This window comes from Blastococcus sp. HT6-30 (assembly GCF_039729015.1).
In the GTDB taxonomy this organism is placed as follows: domain Bacteria; phylum Actinomycetota; class Actinomycetes; order Mycobacteriales; family Geodermatophilaceae; genus Blastococcus.
Map to the genome: position 1 here is coordinate 3,537,452 of NZ_CP155792.1, position 19,932 is coordinate 3,557,383.

The 19,932-nt window shown below is 73.6% G+C and carries 16 protein-coding genes; 4 read left to right on the top strand and 12 right to left on the bottom strand.

Features of this window, described 5'->3' with window-relative positions; translation table 11 throughout:
- The first annotated feature begins 4 nt into the window (after nucleotides 1–4).
- The 3 genes from ABC795_RS17120 to ABC795_RS17130 all read left to right on the top strand — a co-directional run bounded on the left by ABC795_RS17120 (nucleotide 5) and on the right by ABC795_RS17130 (nucleotide 2,942).
- On the top strand, nucleotides 5–676 hold the full coding sequence (locus ABC795_RS17120) for an HAD-IA family hydrolase (protein WP_347058463.1): 672 nt from the start codon (nucleotides 5–7) through the stop codon (nucleotides 674–676).
- Nucleotides 673–1,296: an alpha/beta family hydrolase gene (locus tag ABC795_RS17125; RefSeq protein ID WP_347058465.1), complete on the top strand. Its 624-nt coding sequence runs from the start codon at nucleotides 673–675 to the stop codon at nucleotides 1,294–1,296. Before ABC795_RS17120 ends, ABC795_RS17125 begins: the two co-directional genes overlap by 4 nt.
- Nucleotides 1,297–1,538: 242 nt before the next feature.
- Nucleotides 1,539–2,942 (top strand): recombinase family protein, encoded by a 1,404-nt coding sequence (locus ABC795_RS17130; RefSeq protein WP_347058466.1) that lies wholly within the window; start codon nucleotides 1,539–1,541, stop codon nucleotides 2,940–2,942.
- Between the two features lie 170 nt (nucleotides 2,943–3,112).
- On the opposite strand, the gene ABC795_RS17135 is transcribed toward ABC795_RS17130, so the two are convergent.
- The gene (locus ABC795_RS17135) at nucleotides 3,113–3,748 is read right to left on the bottom strand and encodes a hypothetical protein (RefSeq protein ID WP_347058468.1); all 636 of its coding nucleotides are present in this window, start codon (nucleotides 3,746–3,748) and stop codon (nucleotides 3,113–3,115) included.
- Between the two features lie 617 nt (nucleotides 3,749–4,365).
- Between ABC795_RS17135 and ABC795_RS17140 the strand changes: the two genes are divergently transcribed.
- The gene (locus tag ABC795_RS17140; protein ID WP_347058470.1) at nucleotides 4,366–5,505 is read left to right on the top strand and encodes a DUF4062 domain-containing protein; all 1,140 of its coding nucleotides are present in this window, start codon (nucleotides 4,366–4,368) and stop codon (nucleotides 5,503–5,505) included.
- 1,075 nt (nucleotides 5,506–6,580) lie between these two features.
- Here the strand turns inward: ABC795_RS17140 and ABC795_RS17145 are convergent.
- The 11 genes from ABC795_RS17145 to mftE form a co-directional block, all read right to left on the bottom strand.
- A complete protein-coding gene (locus tag ABC795_RS17145; protein WP_347058471.1) occupies nucleotides 6,581–7,936 on the bottom strand; it encodes a DUF222 domain-containing protein in 1,356 nt (451 codons plus the stop codon).
- Nucleotides 7,937–8,052: 116 nt separating this feature from the next.
- Nucleotides 8,053–9,138, bottom strand: coding sequence for an SRPBCC domain-containing protein (locus tag ABC795_RS17150; protein WP_347058473.1), 1,086 nt, complete (start codon nucleotides 9,136–9,138; stop codon nucleotides 8,053–8,055).
- A 128-nt stretch (nucleotides 9,139–9,266) separates the two neighbouring features.
- Nucleotides 9,267–10,124: a xanthine dehydrogenase family protein subunit M gene (locus ABC795_RS17155; RefSeq protein ID WP_347058474.1), complete on the bottom strand. Its 858-nt coding sequence runs from the start codon at nucleotides 10,122–10,124 to the stop codon at nucleotides 9,267–9,269.
- Nucleotides 10,121–12,616, bottom strand: coding sequence for a molybdopterin cofactor-binding domain-containing protein (locus ABC795_RS17160; RefSeq protein ID WP_347058476.1), 2,496 nt, complete (start codon nucleotides 12,614–12,616; stop codon nucleotides 10,121–10,123). Before ABC795_RS17160 ends, ABC795_RS17155 begins: the two co-directional genes overlap by 4 nt.
- Nucleotides 12,613–13,155, bottom strand: a complete 543-nt coding sequence (locus ABC795_RS17165) for a (2Fe-2S)-binding protein (RefSeq protein WP_347058478.1) — start codon at nucleotides 13,153–13,155, stop codon at nucleotides 12,613–12,615. Before ABC795_RS17165 ends, ABC795_RS17160 begins: the two co-directional genes overlap by 4 nt.
- A gap of 189 nt (nucleotides 13,156–13,344) precedes the next feature.
- Nucleotides 13,345–14,604, bottom strand: a complete 1,260-nt coding sequence (locus tag ABC795_RS17170) for an MFS transporter (RefSeq protein WP_347058480.1) — start codon at nucleotides 14,602–14,604, stop codon at nucleotides 13,345–13,347.
- A 48-nt stretch (nucleotides 14,605–14,652) separates the two neighbouring features.
- Nucleotides 14,653–15,966, bottom strand: coding sequence for a phytochrome sensor protein (locus ABC795_RS17175; protein ID WP_347058484.1), 1,314 nt, complete (start codon nucleotides 15,964–15,966; stop codon nucleotides 14,653–14,655).
- Nucleotides 15,967–16,054: 88 nt separating this feature from the next.
- Complete coding sequence (locus ABC795_RS17180; RefSeq protein WP_347058489.1) at nucleotides 16,055–17,320, bottom strand: multidrug effflux MFS transporter; 1,266 nt, start codon at nucleotides 17,318–17,320, stop codon at nucleotides 16,055–16,057.
- Nucleotides 17,321–17,432: 112 nt separating this feature from the next.
- Nucleotides 17,433–18,836, bottom strand: a complete 1,404-nt coding sequence (gene mftF, locus ABC795_RS17185) for a mycofactocin biosynthesis glycosyltransferase MftF (RefSeq protein WP_347058492.1) — start codon at nucleotides 18,834–18,836, stop codon at nucleotides 17,433–17,435.
- Complete coding sequence (locus tag ABC795_RS17190) at nucleotides 18,833–19,024, bottom strand: hypothetical protein (RefSeq protein ID WP_347058494.1); 192 nt, start codon at nucleotides 19,022–19,024, stop codon at nucleotides 18,833–18,835. The genes mftF and ABC795_RS17190 overlap by 4 nt, the downstream gene beginning before the upstream one ends.
- Nucleotides 19,025–19,082: 58 nt before the next feature.
- A complete protein-coding gene (gene mftE / locus ABC795_RS17195; RefSeq protein ID WP_347058497.1) occupies nucleotides 19,083–19,901 on the bottom strand; it encodes a mycofactocin biosynthesis peptidyl-dipeptidase MftE in 819 nt (272 codons plus the stop codon).
- Nucleotides 19,902–19,932: the final 31 nt, after the last annotated feature.

The following is a 19,932-nucleotide window of genomic DNA, read 5'->3' on the forward strand; positions in this document are numbered from 1 at the left end:
CGGGATGACCCGCAACCGGCCCGACGTGGTCGCCTTCGACGTGATGGAGACGTTGCTGGACCTGGCTCCCGTGCGCGCCGCGCTCGAGGAGGCCGGGCAGCCCGGATCCCTGCTGCCGACGGTGTTCGCCCGCACCCTGCAGACCGGGTTCGCCGGCGTCGCCGTGGGCTCGTGGGCACCGTTCCGGGCGACCTTCGACTCCGCGCTCGCCCAGCTGACCGACCTGTCCGAGGCGCAGCGGTCACAGGTCGCGGACGCCTTCGCCGAGACGTTCCCGCACCCCGATGTGGAGCCCGTGCTGCGCCGGCTGGCATCGGCCGGCGTCCGCGTGGTGACGCTCAGCCACGGGACGCCCGGGGTGGCCGAGGCCGCTCTCGAGCGCGGCGGGGTCCGTGCGCTGGTGGAGCGCTCGCTCTCCAGCGAGCTGGTGCAGGTGTGGAAGCCGGCGCGCGAGGTGTACCTGTGGGCGGCCGGGGTCTGCCATGTCGAGCCGCAGCAGCTCGCGCTGGTCGCCGCACACGGGTGGGACGTCCACGGCGCGCAGCGCGCCGGGCTGACCGGGGCGTGGTTCCCGCGGGGTGAGCGCGTCTACCCGGCCGTGTACGACCCACCGCACGTCGAGGCCGGCGACCTGGCCGCCGCCGTCGACGCGCTGCTGGCGCTGCCGGTTCGGTGACCGCGCTCGACGTCGCCACACCGCACGGCCCGGCCCGCGCGCACCTCACCGACGGCGGCGCCCGCGGGACGCTGCTGCTCGGGCACGGCGCCGGCGGAGGCGTCGAATCAGCCGACCTGCTCGCCGTGGCCCGGGACGCCGCCGAGGCGGGCTGGCGGGTGCTGCGGGTCGAGCAGCCCTGGCGGGTGGCCGGGAAGCGCATCGCGCCCGCGCCGGCGCGGCTGGACGAGGGCTGGCGCGCCGTGCTCGCCCACCTGTCCGGCACCGGCCACCTCGCCGGGCCGCTGGTGGTGGGCGGTCGCAGCGCCGGGGCGCGGGTGGCCTGCCGCACAGCGGCCCAGGTCGGTGCCGACGGCGTGCTCGCCCTGGCCTTCCCGCTGCACCCGCCGGGCCGGCCCGAGAAGAGCCGGGCCGCCGAGCTGATCGGCGTCGCCGTCCCTGTCGTGGTGGTGCAAGGTGAGCGGGACGCCTTCGGCGCGCCCGCCGACGTGGCCGCGGTGCTGGACGGGCGGGCGCACGCGTCGGTGTACGCCGTGCCCGGTGACCACGCGCTGAAGAAGAACCCCGACGTCGTCGGCGCGGCCGCCGCCTCCTGGCTGTCCGAGGTGCTCGCGGGCTGACGGGCGGGTCAGAAGGGCGGTGGGTCGGCGGCCGGGTCCGGTCGGGGTGGCGGCGGTCCGGGTGCGGTGAGGACGCGCCAGCCGGGTGGTCGGCTGCTCCTGATGACGCCGGTCGGGGTGATGACGGTGAGCACGCCGTCGTCACCCAGCGCGTACGTCCAGCCGGGCGCACAGGTCTTGAGCCGGTGGTGGCGGCGGCACAGACAGCACAGGTTGCCCGTTAGTCGCTAATGTGACCGCTCGTGCCCACGCCTACCCGCCCCGCCATCTACGCCCGGATCAGCCGCGACCAGGCTGGTGAAGGACTGGGCGTACTTCGCCAGCTGGAGGACTGCCGCAAGCAGGCTGCTGGCCTGGGGTGGCCCACTCCCGAGGAGTACGTCGACAACGACTTCTCTGCCTACTCCGGCAAGAGGCGACCCGCGTTCCAGCGCTTGCTCGATGACCTCACGGCCGGAGCGTGCGACGGAGTGGTTATGTGGGCGCCGGACCGGCTCACCCGCCAGCCTCGGGAGCTCGAGCTGTTCCTGGACACCGCCGAGGCGGCTGGGGTGCAGCACATCAAGTTCGTCACGGGGCTCGCGGGCGTGGATTTGGCCTCCCGCAGCGGGATCGCCATGCTGCGAATCATGGGTGCCATGGCGGCTGACGAGAGCGCGGCGAAGGGCGAGCGCGTCAAGCGCAAGATGCTCCAAAACGCCGAGCGCGGCCTGCCGCACGGTCGGTCCCGGCGACCGTTCGGGTTCGATGATGACGCGATTGCTCACCGGCCGGACGAGGCCGCGATCATCCGTGAGATGGCTGAGCGTTTCGTTGCGGGCGAGTCACTGCGTTCGCTGTGCACCGACCTCGACAACCGAGGCATTCGCACGGTGAAGGGCGCGCCGTGGCAAACCCACAGCCTGCGGCAGGTACTGACCAACCCCCGGGTCGCCGGGCTACGCGCCTACAAGGGCGAGGTGATCGGCCAGGCGGTGTGGGAGCCGATCATCAGCGACGCCCTGCATCGCAAGGTTCTGGCCACCATCGAGTCTCGCAGGGTGTCCGGGCGGCGCACCCCGCGCGCCTACCTGCTGACGGGCCTGTTGCGCTGCGGTAAGTGCGGCGGAACGCTGTTCTCCGCTCGCCGTGAGGACGTCCGCCGCTACGAATGCCGCTCCGGACCTGACCATGGCGGCTGCAACGGCTGCACCGTCGTGGCCGGGCCCCTTGAGGAGCTGATCACCGACTATGCGCTGTTCCGGCTCGACAGCCCGGCGCTCGCCGACGCTCTCGCCGGACGCGACAGCGCCGACAAGGAAACCTCAGCACTCGGGCAGCAGCTCGCACAGGCCCGGGAGACGCTGGAGTATCTCGCGGAGCAGTTCGGGGCCGGAGAGATCGACCGGCGAGAGTGGGAGGCGGCGCGTCGACCCGTCCGAACCCGAGCCGAGAACGTGGAGCGGCAATTGGCCGCGGTCACCCGCACCGATGCCCTCACCGGTCTGGGCACCGGCGATGCCCTGCGGGTGCAGTGGGCACAGCTGAACTTCGACCGGCAGGCGGCAATCCTGCGCACACTCATCACCACGATCACCATCGGCTCCGGCGCTCGTGGCGCTCAGCGGTTCAACCCCGACCGCGCGCAGGTGACCTGGCGACTGTGACCGCCACCGGCCGGCCACGCGCTACGCCCTCCGGGCGCGCGCCCGTGGCCGCTCCGCCGGCACCCGCAGCAGCGCAGCAATCCGCTCGACGGCCAAGGAATCCTCCACACGAAGCGGCACCCCCGACGCCGCACACGACGCCGCGACGCGAGCCGCCAACTCCTGCGGGCTCATGGCCACATCGCCCAGACAGCAGGCGGCCCCTGCCAGCCGATCGCCTCATCGGAGGTCCAGACCTCGGCCGGGTCCCCGCCCATCGCCTCGGCCGCCTGGGCCATGACGTCTTCGACGGTTCGACCATGTAGCCGCAGCGCCTCCGGCTGGAAGCCCTGCGCCACCTCGTAGCGGTGCAGACCCGCGATGCGGCGGGCATCGAAGCTCTTGCGAACGTACTTCGACAGGTACCGGCCCGCGATTCGCGCCTCGTCCCGCGTCGTAGCCCCCGACGGCGGCGACAGCAGCTTGATGTGCACGAACCCGTGACCCCAAGCTCGCTCGATCAACCCCCGTGGGATGAACCGGCCCACGGCGAAGTGCACGTGCAGCCCGTGGTCGGTCTTATGCCACTCCGGCACCCACAGGTAGGCGAACGGCGCCCCACCAAGCAGGTCCCGCAGGGAGCGGAAGAACTCCGCAACGTCCCGGCGCAGCAGGCGCGGATCGTGACGGCCAGCCCCCCGGTAGGTCAGCGTGCCCAGCCGGTTGAGCCGGTTGTGCGCGCAGTACCGGCGCACCTTCCGCGCCGCCCGCCGCGCCGCCTCCTCCCGCGACCGCTCCGGATCACCACCACCAGGCGACCGCTGCACCGGGACCGAGTAGCGGAAGGACCCGCCAATCTCACCGGCACCGGGATAGAGCGTGACGAACCAGCCCGCAGGGCTGGACACGGACAACGGCGGGGCAACCACGACAAGCCTCCGAGCAACCGATCAGCAATCTGATCGGCCCCGGCGGCTACGCCCTCGCAACTAGTCGTCTGCTGCTTCAGCATCAGCAGCCTGCTGCCCACACCCGTGATGAGTGGCGCCCGCGGGAATTGGGGCCTTACTCCGGCCGCGCAGTGTGGGTTGCACGATCCGTTTATCCGCGAGCCACAGCAGCCCACCGGACGGAGCGCTCCTCGTCAAGCCGCCACGCCCAAGACACGACAGGCCCGGCGCGGGCGTCGTCGCCCTTCCCCGGCGGCGCAGTCTCCGGCCCGTCCTCCGCCGGTCAAGGGTCCGCTTCGCCGCTTCGCGCCCTTGACCAGCTCCCCCCGGCCCTACATCGGCGCCTATGGGAAGGACGCCTCCGTGTGGGAACCCCACGCAGGCGCGACGACGCCCCGCCGGAGCGACCTAGAACCACGACCCGAGTTACGTTGCTACTTCAAGTTGAGAGCGCTGGGCGCGGCGGCTTCCGCCGCCACGCCCACCGCTCGGAGGTGGAGCTTCCTAAGTTGACTGAAGCGCAGCGCAGGTACCAGGTTTTCGTCAGTTCCACCTACCTCGACCTTCGGCAGGAACGTCAGGCCGTCACCGCGACGCTCCTAGAGGCCGACGCAATTCCGACTGGCATGGAGCTTTTTCCCGCCACAGACGAGGATGCGTGGACGCTCATCAAAAAGGTGATTGATGAGTGCGACTACTACCTGCTGGTGATTGCGGGGAAGTACGGGTCCGTTGACGACGTTACGGGCCTGAGCTATACCGAGATGGAGTACGACTATGCCGTCTCCGCCAAGAAGCCGGTCATGGCGTTCCTTCATGGAGATCCCGGCGAGCTGACCGTTGCTGCTTCCGAGACTACTGAGGACGCGCGGAAGAAACTCGCCACATTCCGCTCTAAGGTGAAGGCGTCTAAGCACGTGAAGCACTGGACGTCTTCGGATCAACTAGCTGGGCAAGTGGCCCTCACGTACAACAAGTTCGTACGTCTTTACCCGGCCGTCGGATGGATCCGAGCAGATCGAGCAGCCTCCGCCGAGACGCTGCAGGCACTGTCAGACGCCAGGAGTCGTATCGACGAGCTTGAGCAGCAACTGGGAACCTTGCGAACTACCGCTCCCGCGGGTGCCGAGTTACTAGCTCAAGGCGAAGAGCTGACAAGTGTGCCCGTCCTTACGCATGCCAAGTATCGGAAGCGAAATGGGCAATTGGCTTCAGTGAGCGCATGGCAGCACGTGGACGTGACCTGGGATAATCTGTTCGCTACCGTCGCCCCTAGATTACTCCAGGAATGCGACGAGGAGGAACTCAAGAAGTTGATCAGTGAGTACCTCGAATTAGAGAACTATGGACCGCTGGCAGCGAAGTTGGTAGAGCTGGCGAAGGATGCCGGCGGCAGTCCAAAGATCGAGGACTTGTTTGATTTCAGCTGCACGGTCGACGACGACGAGTTCGGCACCGTGCTGATTCAGTTCATGGCTCTCGGCCTGATTCAGCGCAGCGAGCGAAAGCGAAGCGTGAACGACACGGGGACGTATTGGACTCTCACTCCATACGGGGAGACGCGTGCAATACAGCTCCGGGCTGTCAAGAGCACAAGATCGTCACTCCTCCCACAGGAGGGCGGAGCCAAGTGAGTCTTCGGTCGAAGGCATCGCGGACGCAATAGCGACTAGCCAGGTTGCCCGCCAAGGTGGCAGCTGGTGACAACCCTGCCCCGACCGTCCTGCCAAGTAGTCGTAGCTGGCGCGCCTCTGTGCCCAGGCTCGTCTCTACCTCAAGTCTCGCGGGGGCGGCTGCGACGGGTGTGTGAGCGGTGTCAGCTTGCCGTCGCCTAGCTGATACCTATAAGTGATCGGCGTAAGCGATCCGTCTGACGGTATCCAGTTGGTCCACACACGCGCTCGACCACCGCGAGTGGAAGTCGATCCATCTATGCGGGTCGTGAGCCCGATTCGATCGACCACGAAGAGATGGGTGCCCCTCGTGGCCCTTGCGTGTTCGACCTCGTTCTTGGTCAAGGTCACGGACTCAAGATCGTGCGTCGATCCCTTGACCTCGACATGAATCTCCGTTCCTCGCAGGTCAACGCGGAGGTCGAAGGGCTTTCCGAGCTCTTCGATGCTGGCGGCGCCTAGCATCTCGTAGTGCTGACAGGCGCGCTTTACGGCGTGACGTTCGACCGCCGCTCGAACCACGGAATCGACCGCATACCCCTGTGACATGGAGGCCGATCCGCCCTGAGGGGCCTCTGCAATGTTTGGTCCGACTTCGGGAACACGACGTAGGCCCCAGACGCCCCTTCCCAGCCCGTCCACGGAGTGGAAGATGTCCGGAGCGCCTGGCCGATGATTTGCTGAGTCGGACGATGCGTGTTCGATGGTGCCTCTTACAGTCGCTTGCCAGGACTCCGGCAGGCTCCCACGCCGTGCCGCCACCTCGGCGTAGATCTCCTCGTAAGCGCCAACGCCGCCCAGCTTGGTGAGAGCCGCAACGATGTCTTCTCTCCAAGTAGCCACTCGTCGAAGTTACTGAGACAGAGGCAACCCTGCTGAGTTGCTGAGAGCTCCAGGCTCTCGCCTTAGGCGTCTCCAGGGCGCGGGTGTATTACCGATGAGCGCTGTCGCCCAGCTACATGTCACCGGACCGCCTGGCAGCGCACCCAGGTGGCGAAGACGACGCGGCTGTCGCCGCTAGGGGTCGTCCTGGCAACTAGCCAGGTTGTCGCAGCTGGTCCGGCCGCCGGTGGCGTGGGCGACGACGTGGTCGAGGTCGGCCCAGCCGGCGCGGACGGTGCAGCCGGGGTGCCGGCAGCTCCGGTCGCGGACCTCGAGGAAGCGCCGCTGGGCGGCGGAGGGGCGGTAGCGGTCGACCGGGCCGGGCGGGGCCAGCAGGGGGCAGCAGGGGGCAGCTGCAGGGTGCGTCAAGGTGGTCGGGGCAGCCGCGGCGGGCCAGCCGCTGGAGTTCCGCACGGCCGGTGAGGGCCAGCAGGGCGCCGGTGGCGTCGGTGATCGCGATGTCCAGGATGCCGCCCGCTGGCGCGCGGAGCCCGCCGGGCAGACCGCCTCGAGCTGGGTGAGCAGTTCCGCCACGTGGGCGGCGGTGATCGGCTCCCCGTCGACCTCGGCGACCGGCTCCGGTGCGGTGGATGCCGCGGGCAGCGGGGAAACGGCCGGGGATGAGCGCGTGCAGCGGGGCGGTCACGGTCAGGTGCGCGGTCACCGGCGGGCGGTCCTGCCAGGGGCGGAGCATCAGGTCGGCGGCGACTCCGGCACGGAGCATGCCGATCGGGCGCGGATCACCGGCGTGCTTCGCGGCGCGGGCGTGCTGATCGACGGCATCCCGGCAGGCCACGGCCTCGGGGTGCGGCAACAGCATGCTCAGTTCGCTCATGCCGTCCCCGACCGGCCGCACGGTCACGTCCGCACCCCGTCGGGCCTGCTCTCGTCGCCGGTCCGCCGCGGTTGCGTCCCGGGCCAGGAGCTCGGCCCGGACGACCTCCCGCAGCCGGTGCACCCCCAGCTCTCCCGCGCCCGGCAGCACCGCGGCCTCCACCGCCGCCACGATGGCCGGGTCGCTCTGGTCCGCCGGCCGTCCCAGCTCGGCAGCCATCGCCCGGGCCCGCGGCCAGTCCAGCCGGCCGACAGCCAGTGCGGCCCGCGTCGCAGGCAGCCGCACCACGAGCGTCTCCGACTGCTCCAGCAGCGTCACCGCTGCCGCCCGGCTGCAGTTCTGGATCATGGCCAGCTCGTCGGGCAGGAACTCGCTCGTCCCCTCCGGCCCGACCTCGGCCGCGCCCTCTCCGCCCGGCCGGGGGTCGTCCGGCGCCGGGCGGGCCGCGGCCCGGTCCATGACGAGCTCCACCTTCAGGGCGGCCAGCCGGCTCTCCGCGACGGTGATCTGCTGCAACAGCGCGGCCGCCTCCGCCGCGGTCCGCCGGGACGGCAGGAGCTCACCCAGCGGGTCGTCCCAGCGGGCCGGCTCCGGATCGGCCAGCTCCCACGGCGAAGGCGCCTGGTCGACGGGCACCACGGTGACCCCGACCGCGAACCCGCCACCCGACGACATGTCCGCAGGTTAGGCGGGGGGTCGGACACTTTCCGGCCGTGCGATGCGCCCGCCCGATGTCGAGCTGAGGCGACGTCGGGCGGGTGCAGGCCCGGCCACACCACGCGTTCGCTGGCTCAGCGGCGGCGCCGGCGGATGATCAGGGTGACCAGCAGGACGACGGCGGCCACCCCCGCGGCCGGGGCCGCGTAGCGGGACAGCGCCGCTCCGCCGGCCACCTCGAGCAGATCGATCGGCTCCGGCTCGGTCTGCGCCGGCTCGGCACGGTCGGTCGACGGCCCGGTACCGGGGACGCTCCGCAGCGGGGCACCCGTGGCAGGCCGCGTCGGGGGTGCGGTGCGAGCGCTGGGCGGACCGCTCGGCGCCTTGGCCCCCGGTGCGGTGTCACGCGCCGCCGGTGCGGCGTCAGCGGCCGCCGGTGCGGCGTCGGCGGCCGCGGGCGCACCGTTCTCCGGAACGGCCGCGACCAGCGGGGCGGTGGCGGGGCCGGACGCGGGCTCGCCCTCCGCCGGCTTCGCCGCCGGGGCGGCCTCCTTCGCCGCGGGCCCGCCGTCGGCCGGAGCCGACACCTTGTCGGTGGCCGACGCCGCGGCCTCCTTCGTGGCGGCCGCTGCCTTCTCGACCGGGGTGCCCTCGCCGGCGGCCTGCTCGGCCGACGCGGCGACCTCCTCGACGACGCCGGCGGCGGTCGCCGCGGCCTTCGTCGCCGGCCCCTCGGCCTCCACGGCGCCCGCCCGCTCGGCGTCGCCCTGTGCGTCGCCCGCGCCGAGCTGGGCGGCCAGCTTGTCGGCGAACTGGCCCAGCAACTTGTTGCCGACGTCGGTCATCACCCCGCGGCCGAACTGGGCCGGCCGGCCGGTGATGTTGAGGTCGGTGAGGACGTCGACCCGGGTGACGGTGCCCTCGGCGCGCAGCATCGCCGTCACCGTCGCCGCCGCCGTGCCGTTGCCGCGCTGGTCCTTGCCCCGGGCGTCGATGACCGCGCGGTGCGCCGCCTCGTCCTTCTCGATGAAGGACGCCTTGCCCTGGTAGGTCAGGTTGATCGGCCCGAGCTTGACCTTCACCCGCCCGGTGAAGTCGTCCCCGTCGACGGAGTCCAGCGCGGCGCCCGGCATGCAGGGTGCGATGCGCTCGATGTCGAGCAGCACCCGCCAGGCCTCGTCGACGGGCACCGGGACGGTGAACGAGTTCTCCAGCTGCACTGCAGGACCTCCTGGGAGGGAGCGACCGGGCGACGGGACGCCGCGACGGACGAGTTCGGACCGGGCGCGGCCCCGTCCGGGGCACCGCCCCGGGCCTGCGAGGGGTGGGGAGGACGGGGTCCTCCAAGCTACAGCCCGGCGGCGGTGCTCACCGCCCGGCGCGTCAGGACCGTGGCCAGATGCTGCCGGTAGTCGGCCTGGGCGTTCAGGTCGCTGCTCGGGTCGGTCCCGGCGGCGGCGTGCTCGGCTGCCGCCGCGACCGCCTCGGACGTCGCCTCGGCCCCGGCCAGGGCCTCCTCGACCTGCCGGGCCCGGAGCGGGGTCGGCCCCATGTTGGTCAGCCCGATCCGGGCCTCGGCGATGTGGCCGTCCTCCCGGCGCACCGCCGCGGCGACGGCCACGATCGACCACGCCTGGGCCACCCGGTTGAACTTCTCGTAGTGCATGCCCCACGAGCCGGCGAGCTTGGGCACCCGCACCTCGACGAGCAGCTCGCCCTCCTGCACCGCGGTGGTGAGGTAGTCGACGAAGAACTCCGACGCCCCCACGGTGCGGCGCCCGCCCGGGCCCACGATGACGAACTCGGCGTCGAGGGCCAGGGCCACCGCCGGCAGGTCACCGGCCGGGTCGGCGTGCACCAGCGCGCCGCCGAACGTGCCGCGGTGGCGCACCTGCCGGTCGGCCACGGTGGCCGTTGCCTCGGCGACCAGCGGCGCGTACCGCCGGATCAGCGGGTCGGCGAGGACGTCGGAGTGCGTCGTCATCGCGCCGACGACGATCGCGTCGTCCTCCTCCCGCACCCCGCGCAGCTCCGCGACCCGGCCGAGGTCGACGACGGTCTCGGGTGCGGCCAGGCGCAGCCGCATCACCGGGATCAGCGACTGCCCGCCGGCGAGCACCTTCACGTCCTCGCCGCCCTCGGCGATGGCCTGCAGGGCCTCGTCGACGGTGGTCGGTCGGGCGTAGGCGAACGGTGCAGGAATCATCGGTCCCCTCCCAGCGAGGAAGCGTCGGTCGACACGCCGGCGGTGGTCTCGGTCTGCGCCCCGCCGTAGGCGTTGGAGCCGGCGGTGGCGCGGTCCCCGCCGTCACCGCCCTGGTGGATGGCCCGCCAGACCCGTTCGGGCGTCAGCGGCATCCGGATGTCGGCGACCCCCAGGTGCCGGACGGCGTCCAGCGCGGCGTTCACCACCGCCGGCGTGGAGGCGATGCAGCCCGCCTCCCCCACGCCCTTGGCGCCGATCGGGTTGCCGGGCGCGCTGTGCACGGTGTTGCCGGTATCGAAGTGCGGCAGGTCGGCCGCCGAGGGCACCAGGTAGTCGACGAACGTGCCGGTGGTGAGGTTGCCGTCGGCGTCGTAGACGGCCTCCTCGTACAGCGCCTGCGCGATGCCCTGGGCCAGGCCGCCGTGCACCTGCCCCTCGACGATCAGCGGGTTCACGATCGTGCCGACGTCGTCGACGCAGGCGTACTTGCGGATCTTCACGAACCCGGTCTCGGTGTCGACCTCCATCGCGCACAGGTGCGTGCCGTGGGGGAAGGAGAAGTTCTCCGGGTCGAAGGTCGCCTCTGCGTCGATCGAGGGCTCGATCCCCTCGGGGTAGTTGTGCGCCGCGAAGACCGCCAGCGCGATCTCCTGGATGCCCAGGCCCGTGCCCGGCGTCCCCCGCACGGAGAACTTCCCGCCCTCGAACTCGAGGTCGTCCTCGCTGGCCTCGAGCAGGTGCGCGGCGATCTTCCGGGCCTTGGCGATGACCTTGTCCGCCGCCTTGACCACGGCGGAACCGCCGACCACCAGGGAGCGCGAGCCGTAGGTGTCCAGTCCGCGGGAGGAGATCGCGGTGTCGCCGTGCAGCACCTCGACGTCCTCGAACGGCACCCCGAGGGAGTCGGCGACCAGCTGGCTCCACGCCGTCTCGTGACCCTGGCCGTGCGGCGTCGAGCCGGTGACCACCTCGACCTTGCCGGTGGGCAGCATGCGGATGGCCGCATGCTCCCAGCCGCCGGCGCCGAAGGAGAGCGAGCCGAGCACCCGGGAGGGGGCCAGCCCGCACATCTCGGTGAAGGTGGAGATGCCGATGCCCAGCTGGACCCGGTCGCCGGACTCCCGCCGTCGCTGCTGCTCGGCGCGCAGCTCGTCGTAGCCGAGCAGCTCCAGCGCCTGCTGGGTGGCGCTCTCGTAGTCACCGCTGTCGTAGGCGAGCCCGGCCACGGTGGTGAACGGGAACTCCGACGCCTGGATCCAGTTCTTCCGCCGCAGTTCCAGCGGGTCCATGCCCAGCTCGACGGCGAGCTCGTCCATGATCCGCTCGATGGCGAACGTGGCCTCCGGGCGCCCGGCGCCGCGGTAGGCGTCGGTGGGCACCTTGTTGGTGAACACCCCGTCGCACTCGAACCGGTAGGCCGGGAACTTGTAGATGCCCGGGTACATGAACGCGCCCAACGCCGGGACGCCGGGCGTGATCAGCCGCAGGTAGGCGCCCATGTCGGCCAGCAGCCGGACGCGCAGCCCCTTGAGGTTGCCCTCGCGGTCGGCGGCGACGTCCACGTACTGGATCTGGTCCCGCCCGTGGTGGGCGGTCATCAGCGACTCGCTGCGGGTCTCGGTCCACTTCACCGGCTTGCCGAGCCGCCGGGCGATGAGGAGGCAGAGGATCTCCTCCGGGTTGACCTGCAGCTTCCCGCCGAACCCGCCGCCGACGTCGGGGGCGACGACGCGGAGCTTGTGCTCGGGGATGCCGGTGACCATCGCCGCCATGACCCGCAGGATGTGCGGGACCTGGGTGGCCGACCACATCGTGTAGTTGTCGCCCTGCGGCTGGACGACGACCGACCGCGGCTCCATGAAGGCCGGGATGAGCCGCTGCTGGATCAGCCGCCGGCTGACCACGACGTCGGCGTCGGCGAACGCCTGCTCGGTGTCCGAGCCGGTGCCCATCTCGCCGGCGTCGAAGACGAAGTGGTAGCTGGTGTTCGACTCCAGGTGGTCGTGGACGAGGTCCGCGCCGTCCTCGACGGCCTTCTCCATGTCCAGCACCACCGGGAGCGGCTCGTAGTCGATGTCGGCGAGCTCGACCGCGTCCTGGGCCGCGGTCTTGCTGCGGGCGACGATCACCGCGACGGCCTCGCCGACGTGGTTGACCTGGTCGACGGCGATCGACGGGTGCCCGGGGTTGACCATCTCCGGGGTCACCGGCCAGGCGCAGGGCAGCGAGCCCTGCTCCTCGGCGAGGTCACGGCCGGTGAAGACGGCGATCACGCCGGGGGCCTCCCGCACGGCGCTGACGTCGACGGAGGTGATCCGTGCGTGGGCGACCGGGCTACGGACGACCGCGAGGTGCAGCATGCCGGGCAGGACCATGTTGTCGGTCCACGTGGTGCGGCCGGTGATCAGCCGGGCGTCCTCCTTGCGGCGGCGCGCCTTGCCGATCTCCTTCTCGGGCGCCGGGGTGCCGGTGCGCTCCTCGACGGCGGTCATGCCTGCCCCACCACGTGCGGCGCGGCGGCGGTGTCGACCTCGGCCGGTGAGACGTGGCCGTTCCCGGCAGCACCCCCGCGCATCTCGGCGGCTGCCTGCTGCACTGCCCGGACGATGTTCTGGTAGCCGGTGCAGCGGCAGAGGTTGCCCTCGATGCCCTCGCGCACCTCGTCCTCGCTGGGGTCGGGGTTCTCCTTCACCAGGTCCAGCGACGCCATGATCATGCCGGGGGTGCAGTAGCCGCACTGGAGCCCGTGCAGCTCGTGGAACGCCTTCTGCATCGGGTGCAGCTGGCCGTTGCCGGCGACGCCCTCGATGGTCGTCACCTCGCCACCGTCGGCCTGGACGGCCAGGACGGTGCAGCTCTTCACGGCCTCGCCGTCGAGGTGCACGGTGCAGGCGCCGCAGTTGCTGGTGTCGCAGCCGACCACGGTGCCGACCTTGCCGAGCTGCTCGCGCAGGTAGTGCACGAGAAGGGTCCGGGGCTCGACGTCGTCGTCGTACGACGCCCCGTCCACCCGCACGCTGATCCGGGTCATCAGTCCTCCGCCTCGTTGCAGGGATCCCCAGCAGGGGGTCTTCGTCCACGGCGGCCGTGGACCTGCAGCGGAGTCTGACCCGAGAGGAGTGATTTAGGCCACGCTTATCTGCGCGGGAAGGCTGCGGAGAGCGCGATCGGCGCTCCGCCCCAGCGTGCGGCGACGTTGCAGTCCCGTTGCACCGGGCCCTCAGCGGACGGCGGCGGGCTCCGCTTGCGCCGGCGCCGGTGCCACGGCCGGTACCGCCGCCGCGGTCAGCTCCCGGCGGCGCAGGACCGCCGAGGCGGCCAGCGCCACCAACCCGGCGGCCGCGAGCGCCGCGCCGACCCACCCGGGCGCGGTGTAGCCGAGCCCGGCGGCGATGACCAGCCCGCCCAGCCAGGCGCCCAGGGCGTTGGCCGCGTTGAGCGCCGAGTGGTTGAGGGCCGCACCCAGCATCTGCGCCTCCCCGGCGACCTCCATCAGCCGCAGCTGCAGGCAGACGACGAGGACCGAGGCGCTGGTGGCGAACAGGAAGATGACCGCGACGATGGTCAGCGGCGTGCGGGCGGCCACCGGCACGAGGGCCAGCAGCACCCCGGTGACCACGTTGGCGCCGACCAGCGACCGGAACAGCGCGCGGTCGGCCAGCCGTCCGCCGAGCGCCGTCCCGAGCACCCCGCCGAGACCGAAGGCGAGCAGCACCAGCGGGATGGCGCCGCGGGACATGCCGGTGACGTCGGTGACCAGCGGCGCGATGTAGCTGTAGACGGCGAACATGCCACCGAACCCGACCACGCCGACGAGCAGCGTGAGCAGCACCTGCGGACGGCGCAGCGCACCGAGCTCCGACCGGACGGTCGCCGCGCGGTTGCCCGGGGCCGCCGGGACCACCGCCGTCACCGCCGCCATCGTCAGCAGCGCGACTCCCGCGACCGCCCAGTACGCCGTCCGCCAGCCGTACTGCTGCCCCAGCCAGGTGGCCGACGGGACGCCGGCGACGTTGGCCAGCGCCAGCCCGAGCATCACCGAGCTCACCGCCCGGCCGCGCAGGTGCGGGGCGACGAGCGAGGCGGCCACCAGCGAGGCGACGCCGAAGTAGGCCCCGTGCGGCAGCCCGGCGACGAACCGTGCCGCCAGCAACGAGCCGTAGCCCGGAGCCAGCGCGGTGAAGACGTTGCCCGCGACGAAGGCCGCCATCAGGCCGACCAGGAGCCCCCGGCGGGGGAGCTTGGTGGCCAGCGCCGCGATCACCGGCGCCCCCACGACGACGCCCAGCGCATAGACGGAGATGACGTGCCCGGCCGTGGGGATGTCGATGCCGACGCCCTCGGCCAGGTCGGGCAGCAGCCCCATCGTGACGAACTCGGTGGTTCCGATGGCGAAACCGCCGAGGGCCAGCGCCACCACGGCGGCGGCGAGCCGGCCGGTGCTCAGGGGTGGGCGGTCGGCGAGGGGCGGTGCGATCACTCAGCTGCGAAGTCGTGAGCCGCTCTCAGCATTCCCGCCCCCGGCGGATCAGCGTGCGCGACCGGCGAGCCGCAGGCGGTGCAGGTGGGCGGCCACCGCCGTCCGGCGCGGCGTGCCGGGCGGCAGGACCTCCAGCAGCGCCTGCCACACGCCGGCGTCCTCGCGCGCTTCGGGCAGCTGCGCGTAGCGCAGCAGCAGCTCGGGACGGTGGCCGGTCAGGACGGCGCGCCGCAGCAGCACGGCGAGGCGGTCGCGGGCCTGGCGGACGCCGGGCGCGTGCGAGCCGGGCAGCACCGGGCCCGCGTACCGCTCGAGCGCGGCCGGGACGTCGCCGCGCGCGAGGAGCCGGCGGACCTGCTCGGCGTCGGTGCGCAGCCGGCCGACGAGCCGGTACGGGCGGGAGTCGAGCAGGTCGGCGCCCACCAGCCGGCGCAGCCGGGAGAGCTCGGCCCGGACGGTGACGGTGGCGGCGGCCCCGGCGTGGCACTCGGCGGCGAGCTGGGCGGCGTTGCGGCCCTGGCCCGACGCGGCGGCCTCGGCCAGCAGGAACAGCAGCTCGGAGTGCCGGACCGACAGCTCCAGGGTCCGTCCGGGCAGCGCGAGCGCGGCGCGCTCGCGGCCGAGCACCTCCAACCGTGCCTCGACCGGCGGGCCGGCCGGGGCCGGGACGGTGGCCGGCCGCTCGCGGTGCAGCCAGCGCAACTCGGACTCGACGGCGGCGACGGTCGCGCGGACGAGGGTGAGCACGTGCGGGCCGGCCACGGCGTCGCCGCCGGTGACGTCGATGGCACCCAGCACCGCCCCGGTCACCGGGTCGTGCACCGGCGCGGCGGCGCAGCTCCAGGGCTGCACCGACCGCCGGAAGTGCTCGCTGCCGTAGATCTGCACGGCGGCGTCGACCGCCAGCGCCGTTCCCGGGGCGTTGGTGCCGGCCACGTCCTCCGACCAGCGGGCCCCCTCGACGAAGTTCACGCCCTCCGCCCGGGCCCGCAGCTGCCGGTCGCCCTCGACCCAGAGCATGCGCCCGGCGGCGTCGGTGACCGCCACGATCATCTGCCCGGCCTCGGCGTCCTGGACCAGCAGCCGGCGGATCACCGGCAGCACCGGCGCCAGGGGGTGGGCGGCGCGGTAGGCGAGCAGCTCGGCGTCGAGCAGCTCCACCGGCGGCAACCCGTCCTCCGGGTCGACCCCGCTGCCGAGGGAGCGGCGCCAGGAGTCGAGGACGACGGAGCGGACGACCCCCTCGGCGGGCAGCTCGCTGGCGCTGACCAGCAGCTCGTGCGCGGCGCGCAGCCGCCGGGTCCGGGCGGCGGTGGGCGCCCCGTCCGGCAGCGCCAGCCAGGGGTTGACGGCAGTGGTCACCGGCTGCGCCGCGGGGAGTGGCTCATGACACGGCCATCGTGACCCGTCGGCGCGCATTCCACCAGTGATCACGCCTCCCCGGGCCTGGTCAACGGGCCGGGGCGGGCTCCTCTTCGACCGCGGGCAGCTGCCACGGCCGGACGACGGTGACCAGGACGACGATCGCCAGGGTGAGCGCGGTGACGACGACGAGGCCGATCGCCACCGCGTCGTTGCCGAGGAGACCGACGACCGGCGAGACCGCCGCGCCGACGCCGAACTGGATCGCGCCGAGCAGGGCCGCCGCGCTCCCGGCGGCCTCCCCGTGCCGGGACAGCGCCAGCGCCGGGGCGTTGGGCAGCGCCAGCCCGCAGGCGAACAGCACCGCCCACAGCGCACCGGTCACCCCGACCAGCCCGCCGGTCCCCGTGCCGGCGAGCACGACCAGCGCGGCACCGGCGAGGGCGCCGGCCACGGTTCCGGCCACGAGCAGCGCCTGCGGCGACCAGCGGCGCAGCAGCAGCGGGTTGAGCTGGGTGGCCGCGATGAGCCCGAAGGCGCCGGCGCCGAAGAGCAGCCCGAACTGCTGCTCGTCCAGCCCGAAGTCGCGCTGGTAGACGAAGGAGGAGCCGGACACGTAGCTGAACAGCCCGGCCATGGTGAGGCCGGCGACCAGCACCAGCCCGACGTAGGTGCGGTCGCGCAGCAGGCCGCGGTAGACCCGCAGCGTGCCGATCACGCCCACGCTGCGCCGCCGCTCCGGGGGCAGGGTCTCCCGCAGCGTCGCCCACCCGACGACGAGCAGCAGCAGGCCGTAGGCCGCCAGCACGGCGAACACCCCGCGCCAGGTGGTGAACCGCAGGACCTCCCCGCCGATGGTGGGCGCCAGGACCGGCGCCGCGCCCAGCACCAGGAACAGCCGGGAGAGCATCGTCGCCGCGGCGCGGCCGTCGTAGAGGTCGCGCACCACGGCCAGAGCGATGACGGCACCGGAGGCCGCGCCCAGGCCCTGCAGCACCCGCAGCCCGCCGAGGACGCCGATGGTCGGCGCGACGAGCACGAGCAGCGAGGCGACCACGTGCAGCGCGGTGCCGGCCAGCAGCGGCCGCCGGCGCCCGAACGCGTCCGACAGCGGACCGAGCACCAACTGGCCCAGGGCCAGGCCGATCAGGGTGCCGGTGAGGGTGAGCTGCACGGTCGCCGAGGTGGTGAGCAGGTCCTCGGTGATGCTGGGCAGCGCCGGCAGGTACATGTCGATGGTCAGCGGCCCGAGGGCGACGAACGCGCCGAGCGTCAGCGCGGTGCGCGCGGCGCCCGGCCGGGCGGGCAGGTCGGCAACCGCTTGCGGGGCGACTCGGTTCTGGGTGGTGGTCACGGGTTCCCCGTCGGTCGATGTGGAGCGGGACCCACGCTGGTCGAACCGCAGTACGGCGACGACAAGGCGGGCACCGGCTCCGGCATTCCGCGCCCCGGCGGGTCGCGCCCGGTCAGCGCGGCGGGCGGACGGGCAGGAGGGCGCGCGGATCGCGGGCGCGCAGCGCCCCGGCCCACAGGCCGGCCCCGTAGGCGAGGTCGTCGAGCCGCCGGGCCAGGCCGTGACGGACCGGCCCGGTCCGGTCCCGGTGCGGCCACCAGGCGGCCAGCGCGTCGGCGGTGGCGGCCGCCAGCAGCCACCGCCGCGCCCGCCGCGACCCCACGGCGGCGACCACGGCCAGGGGCCAGTGGTGCCGGGTGGCCGCACGGGCCAGCGACTGCCCGGACGCGGCGAGTCCCCGCACCGCCAGCCCCGCGGCGAGCGCGGCGGGCACGGGCTCCCCCGGCCGGGCCAGGCGGCGCGCCAGCCGGACCCCGGTCGCCCCGAGCACGGCGAGCCCGGCCGCCCTCCCCCGCCGGCCGCCGGCGACCAGCAGGGCCCAGGTCAGCGCGCTCTCCGGGGCGATCACCAGCGGCGACACCGCGCCGCCGTGCCGGGCGGCCAGCAGCGCCGCCCCGGTGCCGTAGAACGCGCGGCGGCGCAGCCAGTCGGACAGGCGCACCGGGTGCTCGTGCGCGACCTCCGCGGCCGGCTCGTACCGCACCCGGCGGCCGGCGGCGGTCAGCCGCCAGACGAGGTCGACGTCCTCGGCCACCCGCAGGTCCTCGTCGAAGCCCTCGCCCAGGGCGGCCCGCCGCACGAGCAGCGCCGCGCTCGGCACGTAGGACACCGACGACAGCGGCCGGACCGCCGCCGGACGGGGTCCCATGTCGAGGGGGCCGGCGACGTCCTCGTAGGCGCTGACCGGGCCGCGGGCACCCCCGGGCAGCGGCACGATCCGCGGCGCGACGACGGCCAGCCGTGGATCGGCCAGGTGCGGGCGCAGCCGGGCCAGCCAGCCCGGCCGGGGCACGCAGTCGGAGTCGAGGAAGGCCACCAGGTGGGTGCCGGCGGCGGCCAGGCCGGCGTTCCGGGCGGCGGCAGGCCCTCGGGAGACCTCGGCGCGCAGCACCCGGACCCCGTCGGCGGCGGGCACCGGGACCGTCGAGCCGTCGTCCACCACGATCACCGGCAGGCCGGCGGTGCCGGGGGCGGCGCGCAGGGCGGCGAGCAGCCGGGCCAGCGCGGCCGGGCGGTCCCGGACCGGGACGACGACCGTGACGTCCGCGCCGCCGGCGTCGGGCGGGAGGTCCGGGTGCGCGAGGCCGGCGTCCAGCAGCCGGGCGGCGAGCGCCGCGCTCGTCACGTCCCCGACGACCAGGCGGTCGGCGGAGAGCAGCGCTGCCGCGCGCGGGGAGAGCCGCAGCAGGCGCAGCGGCGACCCGCCGAGCAGCGTGGCTCCGCCGTCCCGCCGGTGGACGCGGGGATCGAGCCGGACGGCGAACCCGTCGGGCAGCCGGTCGCCGGGCGGGGTCACGCCCGCGCCAGGACCTCGTCGGTGGTGGCGGAGGATCCCAGCGGCGCGTGGCCGCCCATCACCCGCAGGGCGCGCTCGTGCTCCTCCTCGCCGGCGCCCGCGCAGGCGTCCGTGACCACCTCGCCGAGGACGTGCGGCAGGTCGACGACGACCAGCCAGCCCTCCTGGCCCGCGCCCGCCGTGGTCATCCCGTCCGCCCCCGTGCTCGTGATCGACGCCCGGGCCTCGCCCGGTCCCCCGTGGACCCTAGCCGCGAGGCCGACGCTCCAGCGGCGGGACGACCGGAACCTCGTCGTCGGCGTTCCCGGTGACGGAGGAGACCGCCTGATCGACGCGGCACCGCCTCCGACGCGGGGCGGCTCCGGGGCACTGCTCCTGGAGCCGCCCCGCGTCGCCGATGCGCCACTCGCGCACCGCCGCGACCAGCCGCCCGGCCAGGTCCGCCACCAGCTCCGCTCCCTCGGCGGCCGACGCGCCCGCCGGGTCGCCGAGCACCCCGTTCGGGCTGACCGCCCGCACACCCTCGGCGCGCATCCGGGGTAGCAGCTCCCGCAGCGACGCCGTCTCCCCCGGCTCGGCCCGCTCCTGGCGGACCCCGCCGGGTTCCACGTGCAACATGAGCGATGTCTCCACCCGTCCGGCGTGGGCGTCACCGCCGGGCACGGCGCACGGCCACCAGGCCACGTCCCGCCCCTCGGCACGGAGCAGCGGCACCGCCGCCCGCAGGGCGTCGCTGTTGCCGCCGTGGCCGTTGACGACCAGCAGCCGCCCTGCCCACCGGCCGGCCGAGCGCCCGTACTCCACCAGCAGCGTCGTCAGCGCCTCCGTGCCGATCGACACCGTGCCCGGGAAGCCCTCGTGCTCCCCGCTCGCCCCGTAGGCGATCGCCGGGGCCAGCAGCGCGTTCCCGACCCCGGGCACCGCGGCCTGCGCGACCGCCTCGGCCGTCCGGGTGTCGGTCGCCAGCGGCAGGTGCGGACCGTGCTGCTCCACCGAGCCGAGGGGGACGACGAGCAGCGGCCGCTCGGGCAGCTCCGGCCACGCGGCGCCGGCCAGGGAGGGCATCGCCGCAGCCTAGCCACGCCGGGACGGTTGG

What these genes read in the sequence shown, in the direction of transcription:
- ABC795_RS17120 (WP_347058463.1), top strand. Translation starts at nt 5, where the DNA reads ATGACCCGCAACCGGCCCGACGTGGTCGCCTTCGACGTGATGGAGACG.
- ABC795_RS17145 (WP_347058471.1), bottom strand. Translation starts at nt 7,936, where the DNA reads ATGTCGTCGGGTGGCGGGTTCGCGGTCGGGGTCACCGTGGTGCCCGTC.
- ABC795_RS17155 (WP_347058474.1), bottom strand. Translation starts at nt 10,124, where the DNA reads ATGATTCCTGCACCGTTCGCCTACGCCCGACCGACCACCGTCGACGAG.
- ABC795_RS17160 (WP_347058476.1), bottom strand. Translation starts at nt 12,616, where the DNA reads ATGACCGCCGTCGAGGAGCGCACCGGCACCCCGGCGCCCGAGAAGGAG.
- ABC795_RS17165 (WP_347058478.1), bottom strand. Translation starts at nt 13,155, where the DNA reads ATGACCCGGATCAGCGTGCGGGTGGACGGGGCGTCGTACGACGACGAC.
- ABC795_RS17190 (WP_347058494.1), bottom strand. Translation starts at nt 19,024, where the DNA reads ATGACCACGGCGGGCGCGGGCCAGGAGGGCTGGCTGGTCGTCGTCGAC.
- mftE (WP_347058497.1), bottom strand. Translation starts at nt 19,901, where the DNA reads ATGCCCTCCCTGGCCGGCGCCGCGTGGCCGGAGCTGCCCGAGCGGCCG.